Raw genomic sequence first — 11,780 nt, 5'->3', positions numbered from 1 at the left:
CGCATTTGCTCCTCCCTGGTATCTTACGATGATGTCAGCCTTTTTTGCTAGCATATCGGTGATCTTCCCTTTTCCTTCATCTCCCCAGTTCGCTCCCACGACTGCTTTTACCATATTATTCCTCCTGCATCACTGCCTTGTTCCTTCATCCTTTGACTCAACGTGTGCATTATACTACATATTATTTCATCTGTAAAACAAAATTTCTCTACATCAGCGGCGCTGTCAGCCGCAGGATCCGCCCCGCTATTTTGGAAAACAGACTCATATTTTTTACTTCCATCAGCGTTACTTTATGACACTTCAGAAGTGTCCGCCCGAAATCCTCCTCGATTTTTTCAATCTCGGAATTGTTGTACAAAAAGGTTCCGCACTCAAAATGAAGATACAGACTCCTGTAATCCAGGTTGATGGTTCCCACCGTCGCTGTATCGCCGTCAGATACAAACACCTTGGCATGGACAAAGCCCGGTCGGTATTCGTAGATCTGCACGCCGCTTTCGATCAGTTCTTTGTAGTAGGTTTTTGCCAGCATAAAGGCATACCACTTATCCGGGATGGAGGGCATGATGATGATCACTTCAATCCCACTTTTAGCCACCCGAGTCAGCGTCCGCATCATCTCATTGTCCAGGATCAGATAAGGCGTCATGATGTGCACATATTTCTTGGCATGGTTCAAAATGTGGAAATACACTTCCTCGCCTACGTTTTCGTTGTCAAACGGACTGTCTCCGTAAGGGATCACATATCCCCATTCCCGCCGGAGTCCGGCGCTTTTCGGCGACAGATAGGCCTCATAGTTCTCCGTAGTCTTCTCGTCTACGTTCCACATTTCCAGAAACATCATGGTAAAGCTTTGTACCGCCTCTCCCCGCAGCATCACCGCCGTATCCTTCCAGTGACCAAACCGCTCTTTCCGATTGATATACTCATCCGCCAGATTCACGCCTCCGGTAAATGCCACCTTTCCGTCAATCACACAGATTTTTCTGTGGTCCCGGTTATTCTGAATGGTAGACAGGAAGGGTTTCAGCTTGTTTACGATCTTGCAGCGGATCCCGTACTGTTTCAGCTGGGACGGATAGTCGTATGGCAGCATGGAGATGGAACACATTCCGTCATACATAAACCTCACTTCTACGCCGGCCGCCGCCTTCTTCTTCAGGATGTCCAGCACGCAATTCCACATATATCCTGTTTCCACGATAAAATATTCCAGAAAGATGAATTTCTTCGCCTTTTCCAGTTCATGGAGCATTGCCGCAAATTTTTTCTCACCGGAAGGAAAGTATCTGGCCTCCGTGTTGCGGTAGGTGGGAAAGCCCAGACGGTTTGACAGATAGTAGGAAAGCTGGGCATTGGCTGACCGGCTTGCCCAAAGTGCTTTTACCACTTCCTCCTCCTGCCTGGTGTACTCTCCCGTCTCGATCTTCAGGGTCGTCAGTCTCCGTTTTAGAAACTGGCTTTCCAGCTGCGATTTTACAAACAGGTAAAACAGCGCTCCGAACACCGGAATGATCAAAACCACCAGCATCCAGGTCATCTTCGTCTCCGGATTCCCGCTGGAATTGATCAACTGGATCAGCACCACTACTTCCACAATGATCAATGCTCCATAAATGTACGGCGCATACATTTTCAAAAAATAGATACTGCCCACAAAGATCCAGATCTGAAGCAGAAGGAGAACGGCCATGATCCCGATACGGCTGAACACAACACGAAGCAGACCGCTTTTGGCCCGTTTCTTCATATCCTTTTCCTTTTTTCTTCCTTGTCTCTTCCTTCTTTCCATCGGTTTTTATTCCTCTTTCCAACAATCTTTCAGTCTTCGCACCGCCTGCCGGATTTCTTCTTCCGTTAAGGTCGCGTAGCCCAAAAGCAGCACGGCTTCCGTTTCTTTTTTCCTCCCGATATAAAATCCGGAAAGTCCATAGACCCGGATTCCTTTTTCCCCGGCTTTTCGGATCAGCTCTTCCTCCCTGTAGCCTTCCGAGAAACGTAGCAAAATGTGTACCCCGCTGTGTTCCCCTTCCACCTTGCATACCGGGAGCAGCGCCTTCATCTCCTCCAACAGCACGTCATGCCTGCCTTTATAGGCGGCGCGCATTTTATTTAGATGTCTCTCGTAGTATCCTTCCTCTAAAAATCTCTGCACGATCATCTGATCCACTTTGGAAACGGTAGACTGTATAAACCGGGCTTTTTTCCGGTATTCTTCTAACACCGGTTCCGGCAGGACCATGTAGCTTAACCGAATCGCCGGAGCGATGGATTTTGAAAAAGTGCCCAGATAGATCACTCTTCCTTGCCTGTCGTATCCCTGCAGAGCCGGAATCGGTTTCCCCTTGTAGCGAAATTCACTGTCATAGTCGTCTTCTATGATGTATCTTCCTTCCCGTTCTCCCGCCCATTTCAGCAGCTCCATCCGTCGTCCCAGCGGCATAATAACTCCTGTGGGAAACTGATGGGAGGGGGTCACATATGCCGTGTCCGCCTTCGTCTGCCTTAGTTTGGATACCTGCATTCCCTGCCTGTCCATTTCCACGGGAATCGTGTCATAATCCATACCTTTCGCCAGACGATAGGCCTGTCGGTATGCCGGATCTTCAAAGGCTATCACCCGATCTCTCCCCAGGATCAGGGAAAGGATCAAAAGCACACAGTCGCTTCCCGCTCCCACGATCACTTGCTCCGGTGTACATACCACGCCTCTTGCCTGATGCAGATATGTACAGATCGCTCTGCGAAATCCCGGTTCTCCCTGAGGATCTCCCACCCGGAACAGTTCTGCTCTGGCATCCAGCAGCACTTCCTTTGACAGCTTTCTCCATACCGAATAAGGAAAGCTGTTTAGATCCACGCCACTGGGGGAAAAATCAAACTCCACCGTTTCTTTTTTCTCCAGCTTCGTCCGGAAGCGGACTTCCTTTGTCGAAAGCTGATAAAGTCCCTCTATTTCTGCTACAAAAAACCCTTTGCATGGCCGCGATTCAATATATCCTTCCGACAGAAGCTGTTCATATGCCAGCACAACGGTGCTTCTGCTGACTTCCAGATACTGTGCCAAAGCTCTGGTAGAGGGCAGCCTTGCCCCAACGGTAAGCTGCCCTCTTTGAATATCTTTGCGGATATATTCGTAAATCTGTTCATACAGCGGCGCTGCTTTTTCCGGATTCAGATTTATCGTCAATTCATTCATCATCTTATTTTGGTAATTTAAAAGAAGACTTCAGGGATACGATCCTGTTAAAGACCAGATGCTCTTTTCGGGAATCTTTTGCGTCGATGCAGAAGTATCCGTTTCTCACAAACTGGAAGCTGTCATAGGCTTTTGCCTCCTCGAAGCTGTCCTCCACGTAGCACCTGCGTACCTGCAGGGAATTGGGGTTCAGGTTCAAAGAGCCGTCTTCCTTGTTGTAGACACCCTTTTCTTCGTCCACCAGATTCTCATACAGACGGACTTCCGCCTCCTTGCAGGAAGACGCCGGCACCCAGTGGATGGTCCCCTTTACCTTCCTTCCTGTAAATCCGCTTCCGCATTTGGTTTCCGGATCATAGGTACAGTGCACCACCCGGATCGTACCGTCATCATCCGCCTCATAGCCGGTGCAGGTGACAAAATATCCGTGCATCAGGCGGACTTCGTTCCCCGGAAACAGGCGGAAGTACTTCTTTGGCGGCTCCGCCATAAAGTCTTCCCGCTCAATGTACAACTCCCTTTCAAACAGAAGCTTTCTGGTTCCCAGCTCCGGATTTTCCAGATTGTTTTCCACACAAAGCTCCTCTGTTTTCCCCTCGGGATAATTATCGATCACCAGCTTGATGGGATCCAAGACTGCCATCATCCTGGGTTTCTTCATTTTCAGATCTTCCCGGATGCAGTACTCCAGCATAGCATAGTCCACAGAGCTGTTGCTTTTGGATACCCCGCACAGTTCTACGAACATCTTCAGGGATTCCGGCGTAAATCCTCTCCTGCGAAGCGCCGCTATGGACACCAGCCTCGGATCATCCCAGCCGTCCACGATCCCGTCTGTCACCAGCTTTTTAATATATCGTTTTCCGGTTACCACATTGGTCAGATACAGCTTGGCAAATTCGATCTGTCGGGGAGCCGGAGAGAATTCACATTCCCTGACCACCCAGTCGTACAGAGGTCTGTGATCCTCAAATTCCAAAGTACAGATAGAATGCGTGATCTTCTCCACCGCATCCTCGATGGGGTGTGCAAAATCGTACATGGGATAAATGCACCAGGTATCGCCCGTATTATGATGGGTCAGGTGCGCTACCCGGTAGATCACCGGATCCCGCATATTAATATTGGGAGAGGACATGTCGATCTTGGCACGCAGTACCTTCTCTCCGTCCTTGTATACTCCCCTGCGCATTTCTTCAAACAGCTTCAGATTTTCTTCTATGCTCCTGTCACGATAAGGGCTGTTCTTCCCGGCTTCCGTCAGGGTGCCGCGATACTGCCGGATCTCTTCTGCCGACAGATCACATACGAACGCCTTCCCTTTTTTGATCAGCTTTACGGCGCACTCATACATGGCCTCAAAATAATCGGAGGCAAAATAAAGGTGCTCTTTCCAGTCGGCCCCCAGCCACTCCACATCCGCTTTGATGGACTCTACAAACTCCATATCCTCTTTTAAGGGATTGGTATCGTCAAATCTCAGATGGAAGGTTCCTTTGTATTTCTGTGCCAGCCCATGGTTCAATAAAATGGATTTGGCGTGTCCTATATGAAGATATCCGTTGGGCTCCGGCGGAAATCTGGTACACACGGTATCGTAGACTCCTTCTGCCAGATCCTTGTCGATCTCCTGCTCGATAAAATTTTTGGAAACTGCTGCTTCTCCCATACTTTTCCTCCTGAATCTCATTACTTACTGGGATTTATCTTACCACAGAAAAAAGCGTAAGACAATCTTTCCGGGATTTTTCTTGTCTTGTGAAACCTCAAAAAAATAAAGCCTCCTTCTTACGAAAAAGACCCTACTTTTGCAAGCTGCCTAGCGGACTTGAACCGCCGACCTCCGCCTTACCAAGGCGACGCTCTACCGACTGAGCCAAGGCAGCACATATGAAATCTGCAACAGTAGTACTATACAATAAATATCCGGGCTTTGTCAATATCCTTTCTTTTATTTCAGCTGACTTTCTTCTGTCTTTTTTCTGTCTGGTTGATTTTTTCATAGTTTCTGCTAGTACGCTCACATGAAAATGGCACTGTCACACAGATCCCTTGCCCGTCTGCGCGACAGTACCTGTTCTCTTGTTTCTTACGATGTTTGCCAATCTGCTCTTATCTTATTTTTTCACTAATCGTATTAATTCTATTCATGGGAACAGCTTCATCTGTATCCATCCTTTTCTTTTAAAGCTCCATTGGCAGATTCCTCTTCTTTCCACCCTCTTTTCCGCTATCCTAGTTCTGCAATATCCACCAGATCCATCTGCCCTTTTGTGGTACTTTCCAGGCTTCCGATCAGAGCCTCTGCCGTATCAATGGCTGTCAGCACGTGAACTCCTGTTTCAATGGCACTTCGCCGGATCAGGAATCCATCCTCCGACCGGTCTGCTCCCTGCTGGGGCGTATCAATGATCAGGTCGATCCTGTGTCCCAGGATCAGATCCATCAGGTTGGGGGATTCCTGCTCGATCTTGTTGATCTGATCTGCCTTGACTCCCCTGTCTCGCAGGGCTTCAGCTGTTCCTCTGGTGGCAAAGATCCGATATCCAAACGCTTCAAACCTCTTTCCCAGCTCTGCTGCCTTTTCTTTGTCTGCATCCCTGACTGTTATGATCATATTTTTGTACTTGGGAAGGCGGATTCCCGCTCCCAGAAACGCTTTATACAAAGCCTCGTCAAAAGTCGGCGCGATCCCCAGACATTCTCCGGTAGACTTCATTTCCGGTCCCAGACTGATTTCCGCACCTCTGATCTTTTCAAAGGAAAATACCGGCATTTTGACCGCCACATAATCTGCTTCTTTTTGCAGGCCCGCCGTATATCCCAGGTCTTTTAACCGGTGACCTGTCATGGCTTTTACTGCCAGCGGCACGATAGGGATCCCCGTTACCTTGCTGATATAGGGAACTGTCCGGCTGGATCTTGGATTCACCTCGATCACATATACCTCTTCTTCGCACACAATAAACTGAATGTTGATCAGACCCACCACATGCAGGGATTTTGCCAGTCTCCTGGTATACTCTCCGATCTTCTCCTTTGCCTTTTCTGAAAGACTCTGTGCCGGGTAGACGGAGATACTGTCTCCCGAATGGATTCCCGCCCGTTCAATATGCTCCATGATTCCCGGGATCAGGATCTCCTCTCCGTCGCAGACCGCATCTACTTCGATTTCTTTTCCCTGAAGATATTTGTCTACCAGAATGGGATGATCCTGTGCGATCCGGTTGATGATCCCCATAAATTCTTCGATGTCATGGTCATTAATAGCAATCTGCATCCCCTGTCCTCCCAGCACATAGGAGGGGCGGACCAGCACCGGGTACCCCAGCCTGTTTGCCACTTCTTTTGCCTCTTCTGCCGTAAATACCGTTCCACCACTAGGCCTTGGTATCTCACAGTCTTCCAGGATCTTGTCGAACAGTTCCCTGTCTTCGGCAGCATCCACATCTTCGGCGGAAGTTCCCAGAATAGTCACTCCCATTTCCATCAGCGCCTTCGTCAGCTTTATGGCGGTCTGCCCTCCAAACTGTACCACCGCTCCATCCGGACGTTCCAGTTCCACCACGTTTGCCACATCTTCCGGCGTCAGCGGCTCGAAATACAGCTTATCTGCAATGTCAAAGTCCGTACTTACCGTCTCCGGGTTGTTGTTGATGATGATGGTCTCATAACCTTCCTTTGCAAATGCCCAGGTACAGTGCACCGAGCAGAAATCAAACTCGATCCCCTGCCCGATCCGGATAGGTCCGGATCCCAGCACCAGCACCTTCTTTTTTCCGGATTCTGCTATCGCCTCGTTGTCACTGCCGTACACCGAATAATAGTAAGGTGTTTCTGCCGCAAATTCTGCCGCACAGGTGTCTACCATCTTGTAGGCGGCGGTGATCCCCATCACTTTCCTCTTTTGCTCTATCTCTTTTACCGTTACTCCCCGTAATGCGGCGATCACGGAATCCGGAAATTCTACCCGCTTGGCTTCCCTTAATAGTCCTTCTGTCAGTTCTTCTGTTCTCAGCCGATCCTCCATCTCCACCAGGCAGGCGATCTTGTCCAGAAACCACCTGTCCATCTTTGTAGCTTCGTAGATCTGATCCTTTGAAATTCCTCTTCGGATGGCCTCTGCGATCTTCCAGATATGCCGGTCGTCCGTGGTCCTCATGGATTCCATCAGTTCTTCCGTTTCCACCTCTGAAAAATCATAGGACAGCAAGCTGTCTACGTGTTGCTCCAAGGAACGGATGGCTTTCATCAAAGCTCCTTCAAAATTGTCACAGATGCTCATGACTTCTCCGGTTGCCTTCATCTGCGTAGACAGGCTTCTTTTGGCATTTAAAAACTTATCAAAAGGAAGCCGCGGCATTTTTACCACACAGTAATCCAGCATCGGCTCAAAGCTGGCGTAGGTCTTTTTCGTTACGGCGTTTTTGATCTCATCCAGGGTATATCCCAAGGCGATCTTGGCGGCCACCTTTGCTATGGGGTAGCCGGTTGCCTTAGAAGCCAGCGCAGAGGAACGGCTGACTCTGGGATTCACCTCGATCACACAATATTCAAAGGTGTCCGGATGCAGCGCATACTGAACGTTGCAGCCGCCTGTAATGTTCAGTTCACTGATGATGTTCAGGGCAGAACTCCGAAGCATCTGGTATTCTTTATCTCCCAGCGTCTGGGAGGGCGCCACCACCACACTGTCCCCTGTGTGTACGCCCACCGGGTCCAGATTTTCCATATTGCAGACGGTGATGCAGTTGCCTTTCGCATCCCGCATCACTTCATATTCGATCTCCTTCCAACCGGAAATACAGCGCTCCACCAGCACCTGCCCTACCCGGGAAAGCCTGAGTCCGTTTGCCAGGATCTCTTCCAGCTGCGCCCGGTTGTGTGCGATCCCGCCCCCACTCCCCCCCAGGGTATACGCCGGACGAAGCACTACCGGATATCCGATTTTTTCGGCAAAGGCCGCTCCCTCTTCCACCGACTCCACCACCAGGGAAGCTGCGCAGGGCTCCTTGATTTTTTCCATGGTTGTTTTAAATTCCAACCGGTCTTCCGCTTTTTTAATGGTTTCCGATGTGGTTCCGATCAGACGCACCTGATTTTCTTCCAGAACTCCCTTTTCCTCCAGCTCCATCGCCAGGTTCAAGGCCGCCTGGCCCCCCAGCGTCGGCAGGATGCTGTCCGGTTTTTCTTTTTTAATCAGCTGCTCTACGACTTCAAACGTCAGCGGTTCAATATAGACATGGTCTGCAATATCTTTATCCGTCATGATCGTAGCCGGATTGGAATTTAGAAGAACGACTTCGATTCCCTCTTCCTTGAGAGAACGGCACGCCTGCGTTCCCGCATAATCAAACTCCGCCGCCTGTCCGATCACAATGGGTCCCGATCCCAGTACCAGTACTTTTTTAATGGATGCTATCTTTGGCATGACGTTTCTCCTTTCATTCTCTCGATGAATCTGTCAAACAGGTAATCCAGATCCTGCGGTCCCGGACAGGCTTCCGGATGAAACTGGACGGTAAAAATGGATTTCCCCACATACTCCAGTCCTTCATTGGTTCCGTCGTTGACATTGCAGAAGGATTCTTTCGCGATCTTTGGATCCATGGTATCCGGATCTACTGCATATCCGTGATTTTGGGCAGAGATATAAACCCTCCCGGTACTCAGATCTTTTACAGGATGGTTGCCTCCGCGGTGTCCGTATTTCAATTTGTAGGTGCTTGCCCCGTTTGCCAGCGCCATCAGCTGATGTCCGAGACAGATTGCAAAAATGGGAATATCGGTATGATAGAGTTTTCTGACTTCCTCGATAATAGATGTATAAGACTCCGGATCGCCAGGTCCGTTTGATAACAGGATCCCGTCCGGATGATTTTGAATGATGAGCTCTGCCGGTGTAAATGCCGGATATACCGTCACCTCACACCCTCTTTTCTTTAAGGAACGTATCATATTTTCCTTGGCTCCGAAATCCATCAAAGCCACTCTCAGTCCTTGTCCCGATACCGTATAGATCTCCTTGCAGGTAACCTGCTCCATTACAGAATCTATCCGGTGTGTTCTTAGCTGCCTGACCACCTCTTCCAGACAATAGGAGGGATCTGTAGTGATCATCCCGTTCATCGTCCCTTTTTCTCTTAGAAGTTTCGTCAGGCTGCGGGTATCTACTCCTGCAATTCCCGGGACGCCTTCTTTTTCCAAAAACTCCTGAATACTTCCTTCACTCCGGAAATTGCTGTGCGTTCTGGAAAGTTCTCTGACGATGTATCCGTCCGGCCATGCCCTCCCGGATTCCATGTCCGGCGTAACTCCGTAATTGCCGATCAGAGGATACGTCATAATGACTGCCTGCCCTGCATAAGAGGGGTCCGTCAAAACTTCCAGATAACCGGTCATGGAGGTATTAAATACGATCTCACTGATCACGTCCTTTTTCGCCCCTATGGCCGTCCCTTCAAACACAGTTCCGTCCTCCAGTATCAGAAATGCTTTCATTCCTTCACCATTCCTTTCTGTTGTCTCCTGTTTTTCCCTAAAAGAGAATCCTGCAAGACAGGATCCTCTGCCTGCAGCAGACCGTTTTTTCCTAACCAGCCTGTTCCGCCGTGCCCTCTCCCTGCGGAGTCCTTTTTCACAGGGGATACTTTTCTGCAAAATAAAAGGCAGTCTGTGCAGACACAAAACCGCCTTATCCTTCCGGATGCTTCTCTGAAACAGTTATATCTGCCCAAATTGTAGAGATTATACTATAAAGCGTTTTCTTTTTCAATAGAATTTTTGATTTTTCCAAAAAACAATTTCCAAATCGCTTCCAGGCAATTTCTAAGCTGTTTCCAACAGCTTCTTCTTTGCCCACTCTCTTGTTTGTGGTATGATGGAGATAATCATAACAGGGAGGTTTTTAACATGAAAAAAGTATTAAAATGGCTGGGGATCGCCATCGGTATCCTTGCGCTGACCGTCGCAGGATACGTCGCCTACGTTTTCTTATCTTACCACAGGATTCCGGATCATCAGGACCTGACACCGGAAACAGCAGAGAGCCCCCAGTCAGAAACTGTTCTGACGGCGGGAAAGGAATATACGGCGGTAACCTACAATATCGGTTTCGGCGCTTATCTTCCCGATTACAGCTTCTTTATGGACGGGGGAAAATACTCCTGGGGAAAATCCAAAGCCAGTGTCACGAATGCCGTAAAGCAGGCCGGCGCCCTGGTAGGAGACATCCATCCGGATTTTGCCCTGATCCAGGAGATCGACCTGGACGGAACCCGCAGCTACCATGTGGATCAGTATCAGCTTTTAAAACAGGCTCTGCCGGAGTATCACAGTGCATTTGGGGTCAACTATGATTCTCCTTTTCTGATGTATCCCCTGCAGCAGCCTCACGGCAAAAACAAAGCAGGTCTGTCCACCTTCTCCAGATACGGCATTCTTTCTTCCGAAAGAAGGAGCCTTCCCATCTCCACAGGCTTTTCCAAGCTGTTTGATCTGGACCGGTGCTACACCATTTCCCGAATCCCGGTAGACAACGGCAAAGAGCTTGTCATTTTCAATCTCCATCTGTCTGCCTATGGAAACAGCGATGAGATCCGTACCGCTCAGGTAGGGATGCTCACAGAAGACATGAAGAAGGAATATGCAGCCGGCAATTATGTCCTGTGCGGCGGAGATTTTAACCATGATCTTAAGGCTGAGGAAGGACAGGCAGAAGATCGCGCCTCCTGGGCTTATCCCTTCCCCAGAACCAGTCTTCCCCGGCATTTTTCTTTCTGTATGGATACCCTTTCTTCTCAGGAGAAGGAACGCCTTTGGAACAGCGCGCGAAACGCCGACATGCCTTATGTGGAAGGGAAAACCTACACCGTCACTCTGGACGGTTTCATCATCTCGGACAACATCACCTGTATTACCTACGAGAATAAAAATACCGGATATGCCTACTCGGACCACGAACCGGTTGTCGTTACATTCCGGTTAGAAAACTAGCCGTTCAAAAACGCCCTTTCTCCGGATCCTGCATCGACTGCGGTTTCCGGAAAAGGGCGTTCTTTCAGGTTTCCTCCTGCTCCTTCCTGATTCAGTATGTGTGATCGAATATACGATTTTCTTTTCCTGTTCAGGAAAGATACCAGTTTTGTATCTGTTCTCCAAAACAAAATCCCAGGAAGATTCCTACACTCAAAAAAGGAACAAAAGGGATCTCTTTCTGTTCCCGGAAGGAAGGCGACAGAAGAAGCGCCACTCCCGCCGTCAAAATCGCTACAGCCAATCCCACGCCTGCTCCCACCGGCCCCAGCGACAGCCCCGCCGCTGCGTACAGCTTCACATCGCCTCCTCCGAAAGCGCCCGGAAACCACAGAAGGATCAGCACAAACAGCAGGAAGGCAACGCAGCCTCCCAGCAGGACATCCCACGCTTCCTTCCCCTCTCCCAGCCAGAGGCGGCTTATCCCTGCTCCTGCAATACACCAGATCCAGCCCTCCCGGACTCTTCTGTCTCGCAGGTCTTCATAGGACGCCATGCCCAGGCAGATCCACACAACAGCAAAGATGTGATTCTCCAATCG

The 11,780-nt window shown here is 49.4% G+C and carries 9 protein-coding genes and 1 tRNA gene; 1 reads left to right on the top strand and 9 read right to left on the bottom strand.

The genetic code is table 11. The features are described from left to right. The 8 genes from SOW26_RS09720 to SOW26_RS07585 form a co-directional block, all read right to left on the bottom strand. Nucleotides 1-114, bottom strand: a 114-nt coding sequence (locus SOW26_RS09720) for an adenylosuccinate synthetase (RefSeq protein WP_320652174.1), incomplete at its 3' end; no start/stop codon positions are given. A 94-nt stretch (nt 115-208) separates the two neighbouring features. Further along, nucleotides 209-1,756 (bottom strand): cardiolipin synthase, encoded by a 1,548-nt coding sequence (gene cls / locus SOW26_RS07615; protein WP_154475939.1) that lies wholly within the window; start codon nt 1,754-1,756, stop codon nt 209-211. A gap of 48 nt (nt 1,757-1,804) precedes the next feature. Continuing rightward, the gene (pdxR, locus tag SOW26_RS07610) at nt 1,805-3,205 is read right to left on the bottom strand and encodes a MocR-like pyridoxine biosynthesis transcription factor PdxR (RefSeq protein WP_154478781.1); all 1,401 of its coding nucleotides are present in this window, start codon (nt 3,203-3,205) and stop codon (nt 1,805-1,807) included. A gap of 4 nt (nt 3,206-3,209) precedes the next feature. After that, nucleotides 3,210-4,874: a glutamine--tRNA ligase/YqeY domain fusion protein gene (locus tag SOW26_RS07605; RefSeq protein ID WP_154475941.1), complete on the bottom strand. Its 1,665-nt coding sequence runs from the start codon at nt 4,872-4,874 to the stop codon at nt 3,210-3,212. Between the two features lie 144 nt (nt 4,875-5,018). Beyond that, nucleotides 5,019-5,091: transfer RNA gene (locus tag SOW26_RS07600), tRNA-Thr, on the bottom strand. 344 nt (nt 5,092-5,435) lie between these two features. Beyond that, nucleotides 5,436-8,636, bottom strand: a complete 3,201-nt coding sequence (gene carB, locus SOW26_RS07595; protein ID WP_154475943.1) for a carbamoyl-phosphate synthase large subunit — start codon at nt 8,634-8,636, stop codon at nt 5,436-5,438. Then, nucleotides 8,624-9,706 carry a carbamoyl phosphate synthase small subunit gene (locus SOW26_RS07590; protein ID WP_320652172.1) on the bottom strand — a complete coding sequence of 361 codons (1,083 nt, stop codon included), beginning with the start codon at nt 9,704-9,706 and terminating at the stop codon, nt 8,624-8,626. Before SOW26_RS07590 ends, carB begins: the two co-directional genes overlap by 13 nt. A 193-nt stretch (nt 9,707-9,899) precedes the next feature. Then, complete coding sequence (locus SOW26_RS07585) at nt 9,900-10,067, bottom strand: hypothetical protein (RefSeq protein ID WP_154475947.1); 168 nt, start codon at nt 10,065-10,067, stop codon at nt 9,900-9,902. A 50-nt stretch (nt 10,068-10,117) separates the two neighbouring features. On the opposite strand from SOW26_RS07585, the gene SOW26_RS07580 reads away from it, so the two are divergent. Continuing rightward, nucleotides 10,118-11,200, top strand: coding sequence for an endonuclease/exonuclease/phosphatase family protein (locus SOW26_RS07580; protein ID WP_276959816.1), 1,083 nt, complete (start codon nt 10,118-10,120; stop codon nt 11,198-11,200). A gap of 130 nt (nt 11,201-11,330) precedes the next feature. Here SOW26_RS07580 and SOW26_RS07575 read toward each other — a convergent pair whose 3' ends face one another. Continuing rightward, the gene (locus SOW26_RS07575) at nt 11,331-11,777 is read right to left on the bottom strand and encodes a prepilin peptidase (protein WP_154475951.1); all 447 of its coding nucleotides are present in this window, start codon (nt 11,775-11,777) and stop codon (nt 11,331-11,333) included. Between the last annotated feature and the right edge of the window lie 3 nt (nt 11,778-11,780).

The sequence above is a fragment of the Suipraeoptans intestinalis genome, from assembly GCF_034091795.1.
GTDB lineage: Bacteria > Bacillota > Clostridia > Lachnospirales > Lachnospiraceae > Suipraeoptans > Suipraeoptans intestinalis.
The sequence above is the reverse complement of the archived record's forward strand: the minus strand, read 5'-3'. Positions and strand labels throughout refer to the sequence as shown.

What these genes read in the sequence shown, in the direction of transcription:
- pdxR (WP_154478781.1), bottom strand. Translation starts at nt 3,205, where the DNA reads ATGAATGAATTGACGATAAATCTGAATCCGGAAAAAGCAGCGCCGCTG.
- SOW26_RS07580 (WP_276959816.1), top strand. Translation starts at nt 10,118, where the DNA reads ATGAAAAAAGTATTAAAATGGCTGGGGATCGCCATCGGTATCCTTGCG.
- SOW26_RS07590 (WP_320652172.1), bottom strand. Translation starts at nt 9,706, where the DNA reads ATGAAAGCATTTCTGATACTGGAGGACGGAACTGTGTTTGAAGGGACG.
- carB (WP_154475943.1), bottom strand. Translation starts at nt 8,636, where the DNA reads ATGCCAAAGATAGCATCCATTAAAAAAGTACTGGTACTGGGATCGGGA.
- cls (WP_154475939.1), bottom strand. Translation starts at nt 1,756, where the DNA reads ATGAAGAAACGGGCCAAAAGCGGTCTGCTTCGTGTTGTGTTCAGCCGT.
- SOW26_RS07605 (WP_154475941.1), bottom strand. Translation starts at nt 4,874, where the DNA reads ATGGGAGAAGCAGCAGTTTCCAAAAATTTTATCGAGCAGGAGATCGAC.